Source organism: Cellulomonas sp. JZ18 (assembly GCF_009720485.1).
GTDB lineage: Bacteria > Actinomycetota > Actinomycetes > Actinomycetales > Cellulomonadaceae > Cellulomonas.
In genome coordinates this window covers 2,438,426-2,458,704 of sequence record NZ_CP045245.1, presented here as the reverse complement: position 1 = coordinate 2,458,704, position 20,279 = coordinate 2,438,426, and the positions used below count along the sequence as shown (strand labels likewise).

Sequence of the window (20,279 nt, the reverse complement as noted above, 5' to 3'; positions counted from 1 at the left end):
GTGCGCGTCGACGTCGTCTCGATCTTCCCCGAGTACCTGGCCGCGCTCGACCTGTCGCTCGTCGGCAAGGCGCGCACCGCGGGGCTGCTGGACCTGCGCGTGCACGACCTGCGCGCGTGGACGGACGACCGGCACCGCACGGTCGACGACACGCCGTTCGGCGGCGGAGCCGGCATGGTGATGCGGCCCGACGTGTGGGGTCGCGCCCTCGACGACGTGCTCGACGACGGGGCGCACCTCATCGTCCCGTCGCCCGCCGGCGAGGTCTTCACGCAGCGCACCGCCGAGCGGCTCGCCCGCGAGGAGCACCTCGTCGTCGCGTGCGGCCGGTACGAGGGGATCGACGCGCGCGTGGCCGAGCACTACGGCGAGCGCGTGCGCGTCACCGAGCTGTCGCTCGGCGACTACGTGCTCAACGGCGGTGAGGTCGCCGCGCTCGTGGTCGTCGAGGCGGTCGCGCGCCTGCTGCCGGGCGTCGTGGGCAACCCCGCCTCCCTGGTCGAGGAGTCGCACGGCGCGGCCGGTCTGCTCGAGTACCCCGTGTACACCAAGCCCGCGCAGTGGGCCGGACGTGCCGTGCCGGACGTGCTGCTGTCCGGGCACCACGCCCGGATCGAGCGCTGGCGCCGCGACCGCGCCCTCGAGCGGACGGCCGCGCGCCGGCCCGACCTCGTGGCCGCGCTCGACCCCGCCGCACTGGACCGGCACGACCGCGCGGTGCTGGCGGCGCTGGGCTGGGACGTGCGGGAGGGCCGGCTCGTGCGCGTGGACCCGGGCGGGGACGCCCTGGAGCGTGTGGGCGAGCCCTGATTCGGTCCGCGGGCCCCGGCTGTGGCAGACTGGTCGGTCGGTGCGCGTCGGTCGCCTCTCTGCCGCAGGGGAGAGCGCCCACGACGCACGGACCCGGCCCGGCCGCGGTCCGTCCCACCGAATCCGGAACCCCCTCGGGCGCCTGCCCTGCCCCGGCAGCGCGTGCGCCCGTCGATCACGCTCCTGACCTGCGGCAGGGCGGGGAAGTGACACCTCATGCAGACGCTCGACGCGCTCGACGCAGCCTCGCTGCGCACCGACGTCCCGGAGTTCCGTCCCGGCGACTCGCTCAAGGTCAACGTCAAGGTCGTCGAGGGCAACCGCTCTCGTATCCAGGCGTTCCAGGGCGTCGTCATCGCCCGCCAGGGTGCCGGCGTGCGCGAGACCTTCACGATCCGCAAGATCAGCTTCGGCGTCGGCGTGGAGCGCACGTTCCCCGTCCACTCGCCGACGCTCGACTCCATCGAGGTCGTCACCCGCGGTGACGTCCGCCGCGCGAAGCTGTACTACCTGCGCGCGCTGCGGGGCAAGAAGGCGAAGATCAAGGAGAAGCGCGAGCAGGCCCCGGCCAAGGGCTGAGCACCGCACCTCCCACGACGGGCGGTCACCGCAGCTGCGGTGGCCGCCCGTCGTCGTCCCCACCGCGCACGGTCGCGCAGGAGGCGGCCGGTGGGACGGCCCGGCGGGCGGGCAGGTGCCCCGTCGGACGCGCCCGCGTGCGAGAGTGTGACCGTGAGCGAGCGACGCGCCGAGCAGCTGGGGTCGGTGCCGACCCCCGGGCAGGGCGCCGACGCCCGTGCCGGGAACGGGCGGCCGCCGTGGCCCCCGACGGGTGCGGCGGCCGGCGGCGACGGACGGGTCGCGCCGGAGCCGGCGCACGACCCCGAGGTCGCGGGCAGCCGCCGTCGACGGCGCGAGCACGCGCGCGAGGCCGGCCGGGCCCGACGCTCCGGCGCCTGGTCGTGGGTGCGCGAGACGGCGATCATCCTCGTCAGCGCGCTCGTGCTGTCGCTGGTCGTCAAGACGTTCCTGGTGCAGGCGTTCTTCATCCCGTCGCAGTCGATGCACGACACCCTCATCGAGAACGACCGGATCCTCGTCAGCAAGCTCACTCCCGGACCGCGCGATCTGCGCCGCGGTGACGTCGTCGTCTTCAAGGACCCCGGTGGTTGGCTGCCGCCCACGGCGGAGGAGCCGCGCGGTCCCGTGGCCGCCGCCGTCGAGGACGGCCTGACCTGGATCGGTCTGCTGCCCCAGGACGCCGGCGAGCACCTCGTGAAGCGGGTCATCGGGCTGCCGGGGGACCGTGTGGCCTGTGCGGGCCCCGGTGAGCCCGTCACCGTCAACGGCGTCCCGATCGACGAGCCGTACCTGGCTGCCGGCGCCCAGCCGAGCGAGGAGCCGTTCGACGTGGTCGTGCCCGAGCGCTCGGTCTGGGTGATGGGGGACAACCGCCAGCGTTCGGCGGACTCGCGCTTCAACCAGGGGCGTCCCGGCGGCGGCTCCGTGCCGATGGACAACATCGTCGGCGTCGCGTTCGTCACCGTGTGGCCGCTCGACCGCGTGACCGTGCTGCGCAACCCGTCGGACACGTTCGCCGGCGTCCCCGACCCGTCCTGACCTCCGGATCCTGCATGACTCTCACCGACCCGTCTCCCGCCGCCGCGCCCGCGACCACCGCGCCGGTGCGGCAGCCGCGCGCGGCGCGCCCGTCCTCGCGGCCCGTGCCGCACCTGCGTCACGAGCGCGCCCTGCTGCGCGAGGGGCACACGTACGTGGCGGGGATGGACGAGGTGGGCCGCGGGTCGCTCGCCGGTCCGGTGACCGTCGGCGTCGTCGTGGTCGACTCCGGCACCCGCTCGGCACCGCGCGGCGTCGCGGACTCCAAGCTGCTCACCCCGGCCGCGCGCGAGCAGCTGCTGCCCGCGCTCGGCCGGTGGGGCGTGGCCCGGGCGGTGGCGCACGCGAGCGCGCAGGAGATCGACGAGCGCGGGATCGTCGCCGCGCTGCGGCTGGCCGGGACGCGCGCGCTGGCAGCCGTCCTGACCGTCGTCGAGCGCGTCGACGTCGTGGTGCTCGACGGTGCGCACGACTGGCTGACCCCGCCCGCTCCCGACCTGTTCGGCACGCAGGACGAGCTGTTCGGCGACCGGCAGGACGTGCCCGTGCCCGCCGTGCGGCTGCGCGTGAAGGCGGACCGCACGTGCGCGAGCGTCGCGGCGGCCAGCGTCCTGGCCAAGTGCGAGCGCGACGCGCTGATGGTGCGGCACGCCGACGACCACCCCCACTACGGCTGGCACGAGAACAAGGGCTACGCGGCACCCGACCACCTGGCGGGCCTGCGTCTGCACGGCCCGAGCCCCCTGCACCGCCGCTCGTGGCGGCTGCCCGAGACGGTCGCGCCGCCCCCGCAGACGCGAGGTCCCGGCTGGACCCTCGACGGTCTGCTGACCGAGGACCTGCGGCTCGTCTGAGGGGCACGGCGCGACCCGCGCAGTCCCGTGCCCCGGCACGGGATGGGGGATGATGGTCCCGTGAGCGCCGAGGACCTGGAGAACTACGAGACCGACATGGAGCTCGCGCTCTACCGCGAGTACCGGGACGTGGTCGGGCTCTTCTCGTACGTCGTCGAGACGGAGCGGCGCTTCTACCTGGCCAACCACGTGGACCTGCAGGTCCGCTCGGCCGCCGGCGAGGTGTACTTCGAGCTCTCGCTGGTCGACGCGTGGGTGTGGGACGTGTACCGCTCGGCCCGGTTCGTGAAGTCGGTGCGCGTCGTCACGTTCAAGGACGTGAACGTCGAGGAGCTCGCCAAGGCCGAGCTCGACCTGGGTTCGGGGACCGCCTTCCCGCGCTGACCGCGTCCGCACCGGGCTCGGCGAGCCGACCACAGCCCTCGTCGGCGCGCGGCCGCCCACCGCCCGACCCGCTGCCGCCGCCGGCTCCCGCCCGCACCGGCCAGGGTCGTGGCCGGAGGTGGTCGGCGTGCGAGCGACGGACGCGGTGGGACGGTACGGCGAGGACGTGGCGGCGAGGTTCGTCACGGAGGCCGGGTGGCGGGTGCTCGACCGCAACTGGCGGTGTCCGGAGGGTGAGCTCGACATCGTCGCGCTCGACGGCGACGAGCTCGTCGCCATCGAGGTCAAGACGCGGCGGTCGGCGCGCTACGGGCACCCCGCGGAGGCGGTCACGGCCCGCAAGCTCGCGCGGCTGCGCCGGCTGACGGCGGCGTGGTTGCGCGCGCACGACGCGCCGGTGCGCTCGGTGCGGGTCGACGTCGTCGCCGTGACCCTCCCCGCGCGTGGCCGTGCGCACGTCGAGCACCTCGTGGGGGTGGTCTGACGTGCTCGGGCGCACCTGCGCCGTCGCGCTGCTGGGCCTGCACGGGCACGTCGTCGAGGTCGAGGCGCACCTGGCTGCCTCGTTGCCGGCCTTCACCCTGGTCGGGCTGCCGGACGCCGCGCTCGCGGAGTCCCGCGACCGCGTCCGGGCCGCGGTGTCCTCGTCGGGGCTCGTCTGGCCCAACCGCCGCATCACCGTGAACCTGTCGCCCGCGACGCTGCCGAAGACGGGCTCGGGGTTCGACCTGGCGGTCGCGGTGGCGACGCTCGCCGGCGCGGGCGTCGTCGATCCCGCGCGCGCCGCGCAGTGGGTCCACGTCGGGGAGCTGGGGCTGGACGGGCGGGTGCGCCCCGTGCGCGGTGTCCTGCCGGCGGTGGCGGCGGCGGTCGCAGCGGGCCGGCCCCGGGTGGTGGTGCCCGCCGGGAACGCCGCCGAGGCGGCGCTCGTCCCGGGCGCCGAGATCCTCGCGGCGGAGCACCTGGCGCAGGTCGCGGCCCGGCACGGTGCGGACGTCGACGTGCCCGACGTCGAGGCCGTCCCCGCGGTGACGGCGGCCGGTCCGCCCGGTGGCCCTGTGCTCGACCTGGCGGACGTGCGGGGGCAGGAGGAGGCACGGCTGGGCGTCGAGGTGGCGGCTGCGGGGGGCCACCACCTCCTGCTCGTCGGGCCGCCGGGGACGGGCAAGACGATGCTCGCGGCGCGGATGCCGGGGCTGCTGCCCGACCTCGAGGACGCCGACGCGGTCGAGGTGACGGCGCTGCACTCGGTGGCCGGGACGTTCGACGCCTCCCTCGGGCTGCTGCGCCGGCCCCCCTTCGAGGACCCGCACCACACCGCGACGGCGGCCAGCGTGGTGGGCGGCGGGCCCGGCCTGCCGCGTCCGGGGGCGGCCTCGCGCGCCCACCGGGGCGTGCTGTTCCTCGACGAGGCGCCGGAGTTCACGACCGGTGTGCTGCAGACCCTGCGCCAGCCGCTGGAGCACGGCGAGATCGTGCTGCACCGCGCGGCGGGGGCCGCACGGTACCCGGCCCGGTTCCAGCTCGTGCTCGCGGCCAACCCCTGCCCGTGCGGGCGTGCTGTGGGCAAGGGCCTCGACTGCACGTGCCGACCGGAGCAGCGGCGCCGGTACTTCGGGAAGCTGTCCGGTCCGCTCCTCGACCGGGTCGACCTGCAGCTCGACGTCCAGCCCTCGCGCGCCAGCGACGGCGTGGGGGAGGGCAGCGCCGCGGTCGCGGCACGCGTCGCGGCTGCGCGCGCGGCGCAGCGGGCCCGGTGGCGGGATGCCGGGTGGCGCACCAACGCCGAGGTGCCCGCCCGCGCCCTGCACAGCCGGCTCGGTCCCGACGGGCGGTTGCTGGCGGACCTGCACCGTGCCGTCGACCGCGGCACCCTCAGCCTGCGCGGCGCGGACCGGGTGCTGCGGGTCGCGTGGACGGTCGCCGACCTCGACGGGCGGGTCGCGCCCGCGCGCGAGGACGTGGCCCGCGCGCTCGCCCTGCGGACGCGGGGGCACGGCGCGTGACCGAGGACGAGCGGGACGCGCGGGCGGTGTGGAGCGCCCTCGCGGAGCCCGGTGACGAGGTCGCGGGCGCGCTCGTCCAGGCGTGCGGTGCGGCCCGGGCGCTGTCGTGGGTCGACGCTGCGATCGCCGCGGGGGCGCCGGACTGGGCCGCGCTCGAGGGGCCGGCCGGTGCGACGGGCGACCGCACGCGCCGACGGGTGTCGGCCGGCCTCGCGCGCTGGGCGGTGCGCCGTGCCCGCGTCGAGCCCGCGCGCGACCGCGAGGCGGCGGCGCGCGTCGCTGCTCGTGTGGTCGTCCCCGGGGACGCGGAGTGGCCCGCGGGTCTCGACGACCTCGGCGTCGCCGCGCCCTTCGCGCTGTGGGTGCGCGGTGGTCCTGCGGCGTCCCAGCGGGCGGTCGCGCTCGTGGGTGCCCGGGCCTGCAGCGCGTACGGCGAGCGCGTCGCCGTCGACCTGGCCGTCGACCTGGCGCGGCGGGGCTGGCAGGTGGTCTCCGGCGGTGCGTACGGGATCGACGCCGGCGCGCACCGCGGGGCGCTGCTGGGGGAGGGGCGGACGCTCGTGGTGCTGGCCGGTGGTGTCGACCGCGCGTACCCCGTCGGCAACGCGCGTCTGCTGGAGGAGGTCGTGCACACAGGCGGTGCCGTGGCCAGCGAGGTCCCGCCCGGTGCCGTCCCCACGCGCAGCCGCTTCCTGCAGCGCAACCGGCTGATCGCGGCGTCGGCGCGTGCCACGGTGGTCGTGGAGGCGGCGTGGCGGTCGGGAGCGGCGAGCACCGCCCACCACGCCGCACGTCTGCTCAGGCCGGTGGGCGCCGTGCCCGGTCCGGTGACGTCGGCGGCGTCGGCCGGGTGTCACCGGCTCCTGCGCGACGGCGTCGCCGTCTGCGTCACGGACGCCGCCGAGGTCGTCGAGCTCGCCGGGGAGGCCGGCACGGACGCGGTGGCGGAGGCGAGCGCACCCGACGGGCCGCGTGACCGCCTGCCGCCGGTCGCGCGCCGGGTGCTCGACGCGCTGCCGCGGCGAGGGGCTCGGGGTGCGGACGAGGTGGCCGTGCGCGCCGGCACGACGCCGGGCGAGGCGCGTGACATGCTCGGCCTGCTCGAGCTCGACGGGCTGGTGCGCCGCGAGGCCGCCGGTTGGGTGGTGGCCGACGGGCATGAGCAGCGCCCCGGGTGAAAAAAAGCGGCGTTCAGGGGAATCCGTCCTGCAGAACCGGACATTGTCGGCGGATTCCGTCATCGCGCTTTCTTGTAGTTTCCTGGGCGTCTTGTGAAGGCCCGGTGACGCACGCCACCTTAGGAGCATGTTCATGGCGGAGATCACGGCGCAGGCGCCCGAGCGGGCGCAGCTGCTCGCCGACTTCGCCCTCCACCTGCGTGCGCAGCGTGCTCTGTCGGAGAACACCGTGCGGGCCTACCTCGGCGACCTGGAGCACCTGTTCGGGTACGCCGTCCGTCACGGGGCGGCCCGCCTGGACCAGGTCGACCTGACCGTGCTGCGCGGCTGGCTCGCCGCGATGGCGAGCGCCGACCGCAGCCGGGCCACCCTCGCGCGGCGCTCGGCCGCCGCGCGCACGTTCTTCCGCTGGGCCGTGCACACGAGCCGGCTCGCCAGCGACCCGACCCTGCGGCTCGCCTCGGCGCGCGGTGCCGCGCCCCTGCCGACGGTGCTCGCGGTGGAGCCGGTCACGCGGCTGCTGGACGCGGCACGGGAGCGCGCCCAGGACGAGGACCCGGTGCACGTGCGGGACTGGGCCGCCCTGGAGCTCCTGTACGGCACGGGCGTGCGCGTGGGCGAGCTGTGCGGTGCCGACGTGTCGGACGTGGACCTCGCCGGCCGGACCCTGCGCGTGGTCGGCAAGGGTGACAAGGAGCGGGTCGTGCCCTTCGGCCTGCCGGCCGCGCGTGCGGTCGACGCGTGGCTCGCGCGGGCGCGCCCGCGCCTGGTCCGCGAGGGCACGCCGTCGGCGCTCCTGCTCGGGCGGCGCGGCGGACGTGTGGACCAGCGGCAGGTGCGCGCCGTCGTGCACGCGCTCGCAGCGGCGGTGGGCGTCGACGACGTCGCGCCGCACGCGCTGCGCCACACCGCCGCCACGCACCTGCTCGAGGGCGGGTCGGACCTGCGCTCGGTGCAGGAGATGCTCGGCCACGCGAGCCTCACCACGACCCAGCGGTACACCCACGTCTCCGCCGAGCGCCTGCGCTCCGCCCACCGGCTCGCCCACCCACGGGCATGAACGCCACGCTCCTGCCGCCGGGACGCCCCGCGCGGCCCGCCCTCGCCCGCCCCGCCCCGCCCGCCCCACCTCGCCCCGCACGGGCACCAGCACAGAGACGGAGCCGACGATGACGGCACTGCAGGACGCCCCCGTCGGGCTCGCCACCACCGCCCTGCGCACCTACCGTCCCGGGACCGCTCCGGCCGGCGTCGTGCCCCAGCAGCGCGTCGCCGCCGTGCCCGCGGTCGAGGACGAGCCCGCCCCCACGGCGTCCGACGCGGCGCTGGCGGGCGTGGCCGCCCCGGTCGCCGTCCCCGAGCCGTCGGACGTCGAGGCGCTGTGGACGCGCTACACGCAGGAGCGCTGCCCGCGCTCGCGGGAGCAGCTGATCCTGCACTACGTGCCGCTGGTCACCGCCGTGGCGGGCCGGATCGGGATGCGCCTGCCCTCGACGGTGGAGCACGCGGACCTCGTGTCGTACGGCATGTTCGGGCTGATCGACGCGATCGAGAAGTACCGCACCGACCGGGCCGTGAAGTTCGAGTCCTACGCCTCCTCGCGCATCCGCGGCGCGATCATCGACGAGCTGCGCGCGATGGACTGGGTGCCGCGCTCGGTGCGCACGAAGGCGCGCGCGGTCGACCGGGCGTACGGCGAGCTCGAGTCGACCCTCCACCGCGCCCCGACGGAGACCGAGGTCGCCCAGCGGCTCGACCTGCCCGTGCACGAGCTCCGCGCGGTGTACACCCAGCTCGCCGCCGTCAACATCGCGGCCCTCGACGAGCTGCTCGCGGGGTCCGACGACCGCCCCGGCGCCGGGACCCTGGCCGACACCCTGGGTGACCGGCGCGCCGAGGACCCCGCGGGTTCCGTCGAGGCGCAGGAGACGAAGTACCTGCTCGCCCGCGCGATCGAGTGCCTCGGCGAGCGAGAGCGCCTGGTCGTGGTCCTGTACTACTACGAGAGCATGACGCTCGCGGAGATCGGCCGCGTCCTCGGCGTGACGGAGTCGCGGATCTCCCAGATCCACACGGCCGCCATGGTGCGGCTGCGCACGCGCCTGCTCGACGCCGAGCGCGGCTGAGCCCCGCCGAGCGAGGCTCGCACCCGCCGAGCGAGGCCCAGGGAGCGTCAGGGCACGGGCAGCAGCACGACCGGGCCCGACCCGGGCAGCAGGCTCCACGGGTCGACGTACCGCTCGCCCTCGCGGACGCCCCAGTGCAGGCAGGCGCGTCGGCAGTGCCCACCCTCCGCCAGAGTGCCCAGCGCGTCCCCGGCACGCACGGCGGTCCCCGCGACGACGACGGCCGTCACCGGCTCGACGCTGCTGCGGCGGCCGTCGGCGTGCAGCACCGTGACGACCCCGCGTCCGGCGACGGGTCCCGCGAACGTCACGACGCCGTCCGCCGGCGCCACGACCGTCGTGCCGGGCTCCGCGCTGAGGTCGACGCCACGGTGGCCGGCGAGCCACCGCTCCGGCGGCGCCTCGAAGGGGCGACTGGGGGCGTGGACGCCGCCCACCGGGGGCCGGTACGTCACGGGCGCTGCCGCTGCGGCCGGGGGACGGGCACCGGACGGCGGCGCGACGGCCCCGCCGGCGAGGGCGGCGAGGACGAGCACCGCCGGCAGCACGGCACCGGCTCGCGCGCGCCGGCGGGTGCCGTGTCCGGTGGTTCCGCGCCGCTCCGCCGGTGCGCCGTGCCGGCGCCGCCGGGCGGACGTCGGACCCGAGGGTGCGGCGGATCGACCGACCGCCCGGCGTCGTGGACGACGCCGGGCCGGCTCGGGTGCCGGGGGAGGAGGGGGCGCGGTGTGCGGCATGGCGTCGACGGTGGCCGTGGCCCGGTGCGCCCGGGAGCGGGGGAGTCTGGCCTCGGGACGGGCGCGTGCGGAGATCGGGCTGAGGGCGGCTCGCGGGCCCTCCGGCAGGGCACCGGCCGGCGTGGGCTAGACTTCCCCTACGACCGGCCCGTGCCGGTCGAATTCGCGTGCCATGACCCGGTCGCCGACCGGTCGTCGTCCCGCACGGTCCGGGCCCTCGGGCCCGGCGCGGGCGGCGGGTGGCACCAGGGGACCGGCCGCCGGCCGGACCGACAACCGAGACCGCGGGCCCTGCCCGCACGAGAGCGCGCGCCTGGCCGGTGCGCGCCGGGAGGACGTGTCATGGCCGTCGTGACCATGCGCCAGCTGCTCGAGAGCGGTGTCCACTTCGGGCACCAGACCCGCCGCTGGAACCCCAAGATGAAGCGCTTCATCTTCACCGAGCGCAACGGCATCTACATCGTCGACCTGCAGCAGTCGCTGTCGTACATCGACCGCGCGTACGACTTCGTGAGCCAGACCGTCTCGCACGGCGGCTCGATCCTGTTCGTCGGCACGAAGAAGCAGGCGCAGGAGCCGGTCGCGGAGCAGGCCGCGCGCGTCGGCATGCCCTACGTCAACCAGCGCTGGCTGGGCGGCATGCTCACCAACTTCTCCACCGTCCACAAGCGTCTGCAGCGCCTCAAGGAGCTCGAGCAGATCGACTTCGACGACGTCGCGGCCTCGGGCCTGACGAAGAAGGAGCTGCTCGTCCTGCGTCGCGAGAAGGACAAGCTCGCGAAGACGCTCGGCGGCATCCGTGACATGGCGAAGGTCCCCTCGGCGATCTGGGTCGTCGACACCAACAAGGAGCACCTCGCCGTCGACGAGGCGCGCAAGCTCGGCATCCCGGTCGTCGCGATCCTCGACACCAACTGCGACCCGGACGTCGTCGACTACCCGATCCCGGGCAACGACGACGCGATCCGCGCCGTGCAGCTGCTGACCCGCGTGATCGCCGACGCGGCCGCCGACGGCCTCATGAAGCGCCACTCGGGTGGTGCCGCCGCCGCCACGCAGGGCGCCGACGCCGACGCCGAGCCGCTCGCCGAGTGGGAGCGCGAGCTCCTCGCCGGCGCCGAGGCCGGCCTGCAGGACCCGGCGCTCGCGCCGGCCGAGCTGGACGCGGCCGCCGCGGCCGCCGGCGACCCGCAGGCCGCCGAGGGCGAGGCCGGCCCGGCCGAGTCCGCGACCGCGCCCGGCCAGGACGCGGCCCCGGCCGTCGACGCCGCCGCGGACGCCGCGGCGCGCGAGCAGGCCGCCCAGGACGAGCAGGCCTGACGCACCTGGTGACCCAGCGGGTGCGGCGCGAGCGACCGCGCCGCACCCGCTCGGCCCGCGGACCAGCGGGCCGGACCCGAGAACTCAAGGACGGACGGAACTGATGGCGAACTACTCGCTGGCCGACATCAAGGCGCTGCGCGAGCGGACCGGTGCCGGGATGCTCGACGTCAAGAAGGCGCTCGAGGAGGCCGAGGGCGACGCGGACAAGGCGCTGGAGATCATCCGCGTCAAGGGTCTCAAGGGCGTCGGCAAGCGTGAGGGCCGCTCGGCCTCCGACGGTCTGGTCGCGGCGAACGTCGCGTCGACCACGGACGGCGAGGGCCAGACGGGCGTGCTCGTCGAGGTCAACTCGGAGACCGACTTCGTCGCGAAGAACCAGACGTTCATCTCCCTCGCGGAGCGCGTCCTGGCCACGGCCGTCGCCTCCGGTGCCGCCGACGCCGACGCGCTGCTCGCGGCGGACTCCGACGGCACGCCGCTGCAGACGGTGGTCGACGAGACCGCCGCCACGCTGGGCGAGAAGGTCGTCGTGCGCCGCGTCGCCCGCCTCGCCGGCGAGCACGTCGAGGTCTACCTGCACAAGGTGAACAAGGACCTGCCGCCGCAGGTCGGCGTCCTCGTCGCCACGGACGCGGCCGGTGCCTCGGTCGCCCGTGACGTCGCGACCCACGTCGCCGCCTACTCCCCGACGTACCTGACGCGGGACGAGGTCCCGTCGGACGTCGTCGAGAACGAGCGTCGCATCGCCGAGGAGACGGCCCGCAACGAGGGCAAGCCCGAGGCCGCGCTGCCGAAGATCGTCGAGGGCCGCCTCAACGGCTACTTCAAGGAGTCGGTCCTGCTGGACCAGGCCTTCGCGAAGGACCCGAAGAAGACGGTCGGCCAGGTGCTCGCCGAGGCCGGCGGCACGGTGACCGGCTTCGTGCGGTTCCGCGTCGGAGCCTGAGCACGTCGTGACGGCGGTGGCCCCGGTCCGTACGGACCGGGGCCACCGCCGCACCGGGCGCCCGCGGTCCGCCGGGCGCCGCGCGTCGACCCCGCGGGCCACGCGCGCCCGTCGCGGCGCGACCGACGAGGAGGACCCGTGACCGAGAACCCGACCGACGGCCGGCAGGCCGCACCCGAGACCGGCACGTCCTCCCCGGGGGTGCCCGTGCGCAGCGCGGGGGAGGTCCAGGGCCGGCGCGTCCTGCTCAAGCTGTCGGGCGAGAGCTTCGGCGGCGGCTCCGTCGGCCTGGCCGTGCCCGTCGTGCGCCGCATCGCGGGCGAGATCGCCGCGGCGGTGCGCGACGGCGTGCAGGTCGCGATCGTCGTCGGGGGCGGCAACTTCTTCCGCGGCGCCGAGCTGCAGGTCGGCGGCATGGACCGCGCCCGCGCCGACTACATGGGCATGCTCGGCACGGTCATGAACTGCCTCGCGCTGCAGGACTTCCTCGAGCAGGCGGGCGTGAGCACGCGCGTCCAGACGGCGATCACGATGGGCCAGGTCGCCGAGCCGTACATCCCGCTGCGGGCGATCCGGCACCTCGAGAAGGGCCGCGTCGTCATCTTCGGCGCCGGCGCGGGCCTGCCGTACTTCTCGACCGACACCGTGGCGGTGCAGCGCGCGCTCGAGACGCACTGCCAGGAGGTCCTCATGGGCAAGAACGGCGTGGACGGCGTCTACACCGCCGACCCCCGCCGGGACCCGACCGCGCGCAAGCTCGACCACCTGACGTACACCGACGCGATCGTCGGGGAGCTCGGCGTCATGGACACGTCGGCCCTCAGCCTGTGCCGCGACAACGACGTGCCGATGCGCGTCTTCGGGCTCGAGGAGCACGGCAACGTCACGCGTGCGCTCGAGGGTGAGAAGATCGGGACGCTCGTCACCGCGAGCTGAGCGCACGCCCTCCGCACCGCACAGCGCGGTCCGCACGACACGATGAAGGAGCACCGGTGATCGACGACACACTCCTCGAGGCCGAGGAGAAGATGGACAAGGCCGTGGAGGTCGCGAAGGAGGACTTCGCCGCCATCCGCACCGGCCGTGCGAACGCGGCGATGTTCGCCAAGGTGTTCGTCGACTACTACGGCTCGCCCACCCCGCTGCAGCAGCTCGCGTCGTTCAACGTCGTCGAGGCGCGCACGATCCTCGTCTCGCCCTTCGACAAGTCGTCGATGTCGGCGATCGAGAAGGCGCTGCGCGACTCCGACCTCGGGGTGAACCCGACGAACGACGGGAACGTCGTGCGCGTCGTCCTGCCCGCCCTCACCGCGGAGCGTCGCAAGGACTTCGTCAAGCTCGCCAAGAGCAAGGCGGAGGACGCGCGCATCTCCGTGCGCTCCGTCCGGCGGCGTGCCAAGGAGGAGCTCGACCGCATCGCGAAGGACGGCGAGGCGGGCGAGGACGAGGTCGTGCGTGCGGAGAAGGAGCTCGAGGCCCTGACCAAGCGCCACGTCGACCTGGTCGACCAGCTCCTCGCCGCCAAGGAGAGCGAGCTGCTCGAGGTCTGATGACACAGCTCGCCGCCCCCCGCAGCTCCAGCCCTGGACGCGACCTCCCGGCCGCGGTCACGGTGGGCGTCGTGCTGCTCGGCGCCGTGGCGGCGTCGTTGTTCATCCGCAAGGAGGCGTTCGTCGCCCTCGCGGTCCTCGCCGTGGGGCGGCCGTCTGGGAGCTGGCGCAGGCGCTCACCCGGCGCTCGGTCCACCTGCCCCTGCTGCCGCTGCTCGTGGGGACGGCCGGTGTCCTCGTCTCCGCGTACACCGCGGGCCCGGAGGCGCTGTTCGTCGCGTTCCTGCTCACCGTCGGCGGCGCCGTCGTGTGGCGCGTGCTCGACGGCAGCGGCGAGTCCGCGCTGCGGGACGCGACCGCCGCCACGTTCGCCGCCGCCTACCTGCCGTTCCTCGCGGGCTTCGTCATGCTGATGCTGGCCGAGCCGGACGGGCCCGCGCGGGTCGTGCTGTTCATCCTGCTGGCCGTCGCCTGCGACACCGGCGGGTACGCCGTGGGGAGCCTGCTCGGCCGGCACCCGCTCGCGCCGACGGTGAGCCCCAAGAAGTCCTGGGAGGGTCTGCTCGGCTCCGTCGTGCTCACGTGCGTCGTGGGTGTCGTCGGCGTGCAGGTGGCGTTCGACGGCGAGCCGCTCGTCGGCGTCCTGCTCGGGCTCGGCACGGTCGTGAGCGCGACGCTCGGCGACCTCGCGGAGTCGATGCTCAAGCGTGACCTCGAGCTCAAGGACATGGGCCGTCTGCTGCCCGGGCACGGGGGTGTCCTGGACCGTCTCGACTCGCTGCTGCTCACCGCCCCGACGGTCTGGGTCCTGCTGACCGTCCTGCTCCCGGCGGGCTGAGCCGCCACGAGCGAGCGCGACCGTCGCCCGCCCGGCCCCTCCGCCCGTCCTCCCGGCCCCACCGGGCCGCCGTCCGTCCGTCCCGACCGCCACCCGCGGGAGAGGAGCCGCCGCCGTGAACCCCACGCCGGTCCGTCTGGATCTCAGCGCCCCCATGCGCGGCGCCCGCGGCAAGCCGCCGCGGCACTTCGTCGACCTCACGCCCGAGGAGCGCGTCGAGGCGGTGCAGGCGCTGGGCGAGAAGCCCTTCCGCGCCAAGCAGCTCGCGACGCACTACTTCACGCACCTCACCGCCGACCCCGCGGCCATGACGGACCTGCCGAAGGCCACCCGGGACGTCCTGGTCGCCGACCTGTTCCCGCCGCTGCTCACCGAGAGCCGCACGCTGACGGCCGACCAGGGGACGACCGTCAAGACGCTGTACCGCCTGTTCGACGGCGCCAAGGTCGAGTCGGTGCTGATGCGCTACGCCAACCGCGCGACGCTGTGCGTCTCGAGCCAGGTCGGCTGCGGTCTCGCGTGCGCCTTCTGCGCCACCGGCCAGATGGGCCTCACACGCAACCTGTCCACGGCCGAGGTCGTGGAGCAGGTGCGGCAGGCGGCGCGCGCCCTCGCGGCCGGTGAGATCCCGGGCGGTGCGACGCGCCTGACGAACGTGGTCTTCATGGGCATGGGCGAGCCGCTGGCGAACTACAAGACCGTCATGGCGACGGTCCGCCGGCTCGTCGCGCCCACGCCGGACGGTCTCGGCATGTCGGCACGCAACATCACGGTGTCGACGGTGGGCCTCGTCCCCGCGATGGACAAGCTCGCGAAGGAGGGCATCCCCGTCACCCTCGCGCTGTCCCTGCACGCCCCGGACGACGAGCTGCGCAGCGAGCTGGTCCCGGTCAACACGCGCTGGACCGTCGACGAGGCGCTGGACTCCGCCCGCCGGTACTTCGACGTCACCGGCCGCCGCGTGTCCATCGAGTACGCGCTCATCCGGGACGTCAACGACCACGCGTGGCGCGCGGACCTGCTGGGGGAGAAGCTCGTCGCCCGCGGCGGCACGGGCTGGGTGCACTGCAACCCGATCCCGCTCAACCCGACGCCGGGTTCGCGCTGGACGGCGAGCGATCCCGAGGTGGAGCGCGAGTTCGTGGCACGCTTGCGCGCGCACGGCATCCCCACGACCATCCGGGACACGCGGGGCAGCGACATCGACGGCGCGTGCGGCCAGCTCGCCGCGGAGGAGGACGAGTGAGCGACGGGATGTTCCGTACCGTCACCGGGTTGCGGCGCGGGTACGACCCCGACGAGGTGGACGAGTTCTTCGCCCACGCGCGCTCGCTCTACGAGCAGGGCCCCCCGACGGGCCTGTCGTCCGCACAGGTGCGGGGCGTCGCCTTCGACATGGTGCGCGGCGGGTACGTCACCGCCGCCGTCGACGCCGCGCTGGACCGGCTGGAGGCCGCCTTCGTCGCGCGGCACCGGGCGCAGTTCATCGCCGAGCAGGGCCAGGACGCGTGGATGGCGCACCTGGGCGCGCAGGCGCGCACCCTGTACGGGCGGCTGGGCCGTCCCGACGGCGACCGGTTCGCCCCGCCCCAGGGGCGGGAGCCGGGCTACGAGCCCGCCGACGTGGACGCGCTCTGCCACCGCCTCATCGCGTACTTCGACACCGGGGCCCCGCTGACCGCGGCCGAGCTCCGGTCCGCGACGTTCCGCCGCCGGACCGGGCGCAACGGCTACGCCGAGGGGCCGGTCGACGCGTTCGTCGCCCGCGCGGTCGAGGTCCTGCTCGGCGTCGAGTGACGCGGCCGCCCGCACGGGGCACCGTGCGGGCTCTGCGAGGATGACCCGCGTGAGCCAGCGCAGCGTCGTCGTCCTCGGGTCCACCGGATCGATCGGGACGCAGGCCCTCGACATCGTCGCCCGCGCGCCCGAGCGGTTCGTGGTCGCCGGCCTGTCCGCGGGGGGTGCGCACACCGACCTCCTCGTCGAGCAGGCGCGCACCCACCGCGTCCCGGTCGTCGCGGTGGCCGACGAGACCGCCGCCGTCCGCGTGCGCGACGCCCTGCCCGGCACGCAGGTGCTGGCCGGTCCGCAGGCCGCCGCGGAGCTGGCGGGGAGCGGTGCGGACGTCGTGCTCAACGGGATCACCGGGTCGGTCGGGCTGCTGCCCACGCTCGCGGCGCTGCGCGGCGGCAGCACGCTGGCGCTGGCGAACAAGGAGTCGCTCGTCGTCGGCGGCGCCCTCGTGCACGCCGCCGCCGTCCGTGCCGACCAGATCGTGCCCGTCGACTCCGAGCACTCGGCGATGGCGCAGGCGCTGCGCTCCGGCGAGCGCGGCGAGGTCCGGCGCCTCGTCCTCACCGCATCGGGAGGGCCGTTCCGGGGCTGGACCGCGGACGCGGTCCGGGCGGCGACGCCCGCGCAGGCGCTCGCGCACCCGACGTGGGCGATGGGTCCGGTCGTGACGGTCAACTCGGCGAGCCTGGTCAACAAGGGGCTCGAGCTGATCGAGGCGCACCTGCTGTTCGACGTGCCGGTCGACGACATCGCCGTCGTGGTGCACCCCCAGTCCGTCGTGCACTCGATGGTCGAGTTCGTCGACGGCTCGACGATCGCGCAGGCGTCCCCGCCCGACATGCGCCTGCCCATCGCGCTCGGGCTGGCCTGGCCCGAGCGCGTCCCGGGGGCGGCCCTGCCCTGCGACTGGGGGGCGCCGACCGCCTGGACGTTCGAGCCCCTGGACGAGCAGGTGTTCCCGGCGGTGCGGTTGGCGCGGCACGCCGTGGCGGCGTCGGCGACCCACCCGGCGGTCTTCAACGCGGCCAACGAGGAGGGCGTCGCGGCGTTCCTGGCCGGCCGGATCGGCTTCGGCGACGTCGTCGACACGGTCGCGCGCGTCCTCGAGGAGCACGTCGGCACGTCGGCCGCCGCCCTGACCCTCGACGCCGTGCTCGCCGCGGAGGAGTGGGCGCGCGCCCGCGCTCGCGAGGTGCTGGCGCGGGCCTGAGCGCCCTGCCGCCGCTGCCCCGGGTCTCCCGGCGTGGTCAGGCGGGGCGGCGGGACGCGAGCAGCCGGGCCAGCGCCGGCGTGCGCCCGCGACGTTCCTCGGCGCGGTCGGACCAGGCGTCGACCGCCGCAGCCAGGGCGGCGGCGCCGCGACCCCGCGCCGCGGCAGGTGGACGGCGCACCCAGGGCAGCTCGGTGAGCGCGGAGTCGGCGCCCGTGACGAGATCGGCCAGGGTGCGCCCCGCGAGGTTCCCGACCGCGGGCCCGTCGGCTCCCGCCCCGACCGCCCACGCGATGCCGTCGGCCGGGTCGACGCCGAGGGCCGGCGCGCCGTCGCCCGTCACCCCCTGCGCCGTGTCCCACACGTGCGTGACCGCGTGGTCGCGCACGGGAGGCAGCAGGTCGGCGACCCGTCCCAGGTCCGCGGGTGTCCCCGCGGCGACGAGCCGGTCGTCGACCGTGCGGACGAGCTCGAGCGGACGGTGCCGGTCCTCGACGACGGTCGTGCCGGCCGCCAGGCCGAGGGCCTCCCACACGTCGGCGGGCAGGGGCTCGGTCGCGAGGGTGCGCGCACGCCGCAGGCCGGCAGGACCGGGTGCGCCCGCCAGCCGGGTGGCGCCCGTCGTGACGACGACACGGCGGCTGCGGACGACGCCGTGCGCCGTCGCCACGGCGCCGGGAGCGACGCGGAGCGCCGGCGTGCGCTCGACCACGCGTGCCCCGCGCTCCTGAAGCACCTGCGCGAGTCCGCGCAGGAGCCGGACGGGGTCCACGTGCGCCGCGTCGGGCGTCCACGTGGCGGCCAGGACGTCGGCCGCGCGGACGTGGTCCTGCGCGCGCAGGGCGTCGAGGAGGCGCACGTCGTCCCCCGTCGCGGGGGCGGCGGCGGCGCGGGAGGCGATCCGGTCGACGGCGGGACCGGTGCGCGCGAGGGTCACCAGCCCGCCGTAGCGGAAGCCGGCGTCGACCTGCTCCGCGGCCAGCACACCGCCCACCTCGACGACGGCGTCCTGCAGGGCCGCGCGCAGCGCCCGCCGCGTCCGTCCCGCGGCACCCGTGCCGGTGCCGTCCGACGCGGTGCGCAGCGCGTCGGCGAGGACCGGACCGGCCGGCGCGGCCCCGGTCGCACGTCCGCCCCCGGCCGCGCCCACGAGCCCCGCGTCGAGGACGAGCACGTCGAGCGAGGGGTCGGCCTCGAGCAGGTAGTAGGCCGTCCACACGCCGGTCGTGCCGGCGCCGACCACCACCACGTCAGCCGTGGTGTCGCCGTCGAGCGGGGGGCGCGCGCGGGCGGCCGCGGGGTCGTCGGCGACGAGGCGGTCCCACCACAGGACCTCGCGCGGAGCGCCCGCCGCGGGCCTGGGGCCGTCGAGGGGGTGCACCGGGCCAACGTACCGGTGCGGCGCGCGGGTGACGCTCCCAGGCGGCTCCCAGGCGCTGCGCACACCCTGGTGCCGCGCGGGCTAGCCTGTCCGCGCGCGGCGGGCGTCCCGCAGCCGCCGCAGGACGCGCCGTCGGCGCAGGGTGCCAGGAGGTGGGTGCGTGGAGGCGCTGCTGGGCGTGGTCGTGTTCGTCGTCGTGCTGCTGGCGTCGATCGCGCTGCACGAGATCGGGCACATGGTGCCCGCGAAGCGCTTCGGCGTGCGCGTGAGCCAGTACATGGTCGGCTTCGGCCCGACGCTGTGGTCCCGGACCAGGGGCGAGACCGAGTACGGCCTCAAGGCGATCCCGCTCGGCGGGTTCGTCCGTCTCGTCGGCATGTACCCGCCGGACCACGCCGTGGACGCGCCCGCGCCCCGCACCTGGGGCCAGCGGCTGGCGGCCGACGCACGCGCGGCCAGCGCCGAGGAGATCCGACCCGGGGAGGACCACCGCGCGTTCTACCGGCTCTCGACGCCCAAGAAGCTCGTCGTCATGCTCGGCGGGCCGGTGATGAACCTGCTCATCGCCGCCGTGCTCGTCGTCGTCGCCTACGTCGGCATCGGCATCCCCACGCCCGTGCCGACGCTGTCGTCGGTCTCGGAGTGCGTCATCCCGGCCGACGCCCCCGCCGACCGGGGGTGCACGGCGCAGGACGCGGCCGCGCCCGGTGCCGCCGCCGGGCTGCGCCCCGGCGACACCGTGGTGTCCTACGACGGCACCCGGGTGACGTCGTGGGAGCAGCTGGCGGGCCTGATCCGCGGCACCGGGGACGAGCAGGTCCCCGTCGTGGTCGAGCGCGACGGCGACCGCGTCGAGCTCGACGTGACGCCGGTCGTGGCGGAGCGTCCCGTGGTCGCGGACGACGGGACCGTCGTGACCGACGACGACGGCACGGTCGTGACGCGGCCCGTCGGCTTCCTCGGGGTGTCGCCCTCCGAGGAGGTCCGGCGCCAGTCCGTGGGCTCGGCGCTCGCGTTCACGGCGGCCCGCACGTGGGACACCGTGTCGGTCGTCGGCACGCTGCCCGGACGCGTCGTCGACCTGGTGCGCACGACGTTCACGGGCGGCGAGCGCGACGAGACCTCCATCGTCGGCATCGTCGGCGTCGGGCGGTTCGCGGGGGAGATCGCGTCGCTCGAGCAGGAGTCCGCGGGCGTGCGTGCCGCGAGCCTGCTGGCGACCCTCGCGATGCTCAACCTCGCGCTCTTCGTCTTCAACCTCATCCCGCTGCCGCCGCTGGACGGCGGGCACGTCGCCGCGGCGCTGTGGGAGGGCGCGCGCCGGCAGGTCGCCCGCGTCCGCGGCCGCGAGCGCCCCCGTCCCTTCGACACGGCGCGTCTCGTCCCGCTGGCGTACTCCGTCTTCGTGGTGCTGGGCGCGGTCGGGCTGCTGCTCGTGTACGCCGACATCGTCGACCCGGTCTCGATCCTGTGACGTGCACCACGACCGCGCGGTGGTGTGCGTGCCGCGTGCGTGAGGGGT

Annotated in this window: 20 protein-coding genes and 1 pseudogene; 19 read left to right on the top strand and 2 right to left on the bottom strand. The window is 75.9% G+C overall.

Annotated features, from left to right (window positions below):
- The 10 genes from trmD (at window position 1) to GC089_RS11070 (ending at window position 8,978) form a co-directional block, all read left to right on the top strand.
- Window positions 1–810, top strand: a complete 810-nt coding sequence (trmD, locus tag GC089_RS11115) for a tRNA (guanosine(37)-N1)-methyltransferase TrmD (RefSeq protein ID WP_155377732.1) — start codon at window positions 1–3, stop codon at window positions 808–810.
- A 216-nt stretch (window positions 811–1,026) separates the two neighbouring features.
- Entirely contained in the window at window positions 1,027–1,389 is a 363-nt protein-coding gene (gene rplS / locus GC089_RS11110) for a 50S ribosomal protein L19 (RefSeq protein ID WP_155377731.1), read from the top strand.
- Window positions 1,390–1,542: 153 nt separating this feature from the next.
- Entirely contained in the window at window positions 1,543–2,430 is an 888-nt protein-coding gene (lepB, locus tag GC089_RS11105; protein WP_155377730.1) for a signal peptidase I, read from the top strand.
- Window positions 2,431–2,444: 14 nt separating this feature from the next.
- A complete protein-coding gene (locus tag GC089_RS11100; RefSeq protein ID WP_155377729.1) occupies window positions 2,445–3,284 on the top strand; it encodes a ribonuclease HII in 840 nt (279 codons plus the stop codon).
- Window positions 3,285–3,344: 60 nt separating this feature from the next.
- Window positions 3,345–3,668, top strand: a complete 324-nt coding sequence (locus tag GC089_RS11095; RefSeq protein ID WP_155377728.1) for a DUF2469 domain-containing protein — start codon at window positions 3,345–3,347, stop codon at window positions 3,666–3,668.
- Window positions 3,669–3,795: 127 nt separating this feature from the next.
- Window positions 3,796–4,152: a YraN family protein gene (locus tag GC089_RS11090; protein ID WP_155377727.1), complete on the top strand. Its 357-nt coding sequence runs from the start codon at window positions 3,796–3,798 to the stop codon at window positions 4,150–4,152.
- A 1-nt stretch (window position 4,153) separates the two neighbouring features.
- Entirely contained in the window at window positions 4,154–5,674 is a 1,521-nt protein-coding gene (locus GC089_RS11085) for a YifB family Mg chelatase-like AAA ATPase (RefSeq protein WP_155377726.1), read from the top strand.
- Window positions 5,671–6,852: a DNA-processing protein DprA gene (gene dprA / locus GC089_RS11080; RefSeq protein WP_155377725.1), complete on the top strand. Its 1,182-nt coding sequence runs from the start codon at window positions 5,671–5,673 to the stop codon at window positions 6,850–6,852. The genes GC089_RS11085 and dprA overlap by 4 nt, the downstream gene beginning before the upstream one ends.
- A 133-nt stretch (window positions 6,853–6,985) precedes the next feature.
- Entirely contained in the window at window positions 6,986–7,912 is a 927-nt protein-coding gene (locus GC089_RS11075; protein ID WP_155379148.1) for a tyrosine recombinase XerC, read from the top strand.
- 109 nt (window positions 7,913–8,021) lie between these two features.
- Window positions 8,022–8,978 carry a FliA/WhiG family RNA polymerase sigma factor gene (locus GC089_RS11070; protein WP_155377724.1) on the top strand — a complete coding sequence of 319 codons (957 nt, stop codon included), beginning with the start codon at window positions 8,022–8,024 and terminating at the stop codon, window positions 8,976–8,978.
- A 47-nt stretch (window positions 8,979–9,025) separates the two neighbouring features.
- On the opposite strand, the gene GC089_RS11065 is transcribed toward GC089_RS11070, so the two are convergent.
- Window positions 9,026–9,526 carry a murein hydrolase activator EnvC gene (locus GC089_RS11065; RefSeq protein WP_230684747.1) on the bottom strand — a complete coding sequence of 167 codons (501 nt, stop codon included), beginning with the start codon at window positions 9,524–9,526 and terminating at the stop codon, window positions 9,026–9,028.
- Between the two features lie 531 nt (window positions 9,527–10,057).
- Here GC089_RS11065 and rpsB point away from each other — a divergent pair.
- The 8 genes and pseudogenes from rpsB to dxr all read left to right on the top strand — a co-directional run bounded on the left by rpsB (window position 10,058) and on the right by dxr (window position 17,376).
- A complete protein-coding gene (rpsB, locus tag GC089_RS11060; protein ID WP_155377722.1) occupies window positions 10,058–11,035 on the top strand; it encodes a 30S ribosomal protein S2 in 978 nt (325 codons plus the stop codon).
- A 103-nt stretch (window positions 11,036–11,138) separates the two neighbouring features.
- On the top strand, window positions 11,139–11,984 hold the full coding sequence (gene tsf, locus GC089_RS11055; protein ID WP_155377721.1) for a translation elongation factor Ts: 846 nt from the start codon (window positions 11,139–11,141) through the stop codon (window positions 11,982–11,984).
- 201 nt (window positions 11,985–12,185) lie between these two features.
- Window positions 12,186–12,920 carry a UMP kinase gene (gene pyrH / locus GC089_RS11050; protein WP_155379146.1) on the top strand — a complete coding sequence of 245 codons (735 nt, stop codon included), beginning with the start codon at window positions 12,186–12,188 and terminating at the stop codon, window positions 12,918–12,920.
- 56 nt (window positions 12,921–12,976) lie between these two features.
- Entirely contained in the window at window positions 12,977–13,534 is a 558-nt protein-coding gene (gene frr, locus GC089_RS11045; RefSeq protein ID WP_155377720.1) for a ribosome recycling factor, read from the top strand.
- Window positions 13,534–14,372, top strand: a pseudogene (locus GC089_RS11040) (phosphatidate cytidylyltransferase). The gene frr and the pseudogene GC089_RS11040 overlap by 1 nt, the downstream one beginning before the upstream one ends.
- A gap of 115 nt (window positions 14,373–14,487) precedes the next feature.
- Window positions 14,488–15,618 carry a 23S rRNA (adenine(2503)-C(2))-methyltransferase RlmN gene (rlmN, locus tag GC089_RS11035; RefSeq protein WP_155377719.1) on the top strand — a complete coding sequence of 377 codons (1,131 nt, stop codon included), beginning with the start codon at window positions 14,488–14,490 and terminating at the stop codon, window positions 15,616–15,618.
- The gene (locus GC089_RS11030) at window positions 15,615–16,169 is read left to right on the top strand and encodes a DivIVA domain-containing protein (RefSeq protein WP_155377718.1); all 555 of its coding nucleotides are present in this window, start codon (window positions 15,615–15,617) and stop codon (window positions 16,167–16,169) included. The genes rlmN and GC089_RS11030 overlap by 4 nt, the downstream gene beginning before the upstream one ends.
- 40 nt (window positions 16,170–16,209) lie before the next feature.
- Window positions 16,210–17,376: a 1-deoxy-D-xylulose-5-phosphate reductoisomerase gene (gene dxr / locus GC089_RS11025; protein ID WP_370513991.1), complete on the top strand. Its 1,167-nt coding sequence runs from the start codon at window positions 16,210–16,212 to the stop codon at window positions 17,374–17,376.
- 37 nt (window positions 17,377–17,413) lie between these two features.
- On the opposite strand, the gene GC089_RS11020 is transcribed toward dxr, so the two are convergent.
- Window positions 17,414–18,757: an FAD-binding oxidoreductase gene (locus GC089_RS11020; protein WP_230684746.1), complete on the bottom strand. Its 1,344-nt coding sequence runs from the start codon at window positions 18,755–18,757 to the stop codon at window positions 17,414–17,416.
- 160 nt (window positions 18,758–18,917) lie between these two features.
- Between GC089_RS11020 and GC089_RS11015 the strand changes: the two genes are divergently transcribed.
- Window positions 18,918–20,231 (top strand): RIP metalloprotease, encoded by a 1,314-nt coding sequence (locus GC089_RS11015; protein ID WP_155377716.1) that lies wholly within the window; start codon window positions 18,918–18,920, stop codon window positions 20,229–20,231.
- The last annotated feature ends 48 nt before the right edge of the window (window positions 20,232–20,279 follow it).

What these genes read in the sequence shown, in the direction of transcription:
- rplS (WP_155377731.1), top strand. Translation starts at nt 1,027, where the DNA reads ATGCAGACGCTCGACGCGCTCGACGCAGCCTCGCTGCGCACCGACGTC.
- GC089_RS11100 (WP_155377729.1), top strand. Translation starts at nt 2,445, where the DNA reads ATGACTCTCACCGACCCGTCTCCCGCCGCCGCGCCCGCGACCACCGCG.
- GC089_RS11075 (WP_155379148.1), top strand. Translation starts at nt 6,986, where the DNA reads ATGGCGGAGATCACGGCGCAGGCGCCCGAGCGGGCGCAGCTGCTCGCC.
- GC089_RS11070 (WP_155377724.1), top strand. Translation starts at nt 8,022, where the DNA reads ATGACGGCACTGCAGGACGCCCCCGTCGGGCTCGCCACCACCGCCCTG.
- rpsB (WP_155377722.1), top strand. Translation starts at nt 10,058, where the DNA reads ATGGCCGTCGTGACCATGCGCCAGCTGCTCGAGAGCGGTGTCCACTTC.
- tsf (WP_155377721.1), top strand. Translation starts at nt 11,139, where the DNA reads ATGGCGAACTACTCGCTGGCCGACATCAAGGCGCTGCGCGAGCGGACC.
- dxr (WP_370513991.1), top strand. Translation starts at nt 16,210, where the DNA reads ATGACCCGCGTGAGCCAGCGCAGCGTCGTCGTCCTCGGGTCCACCGGA.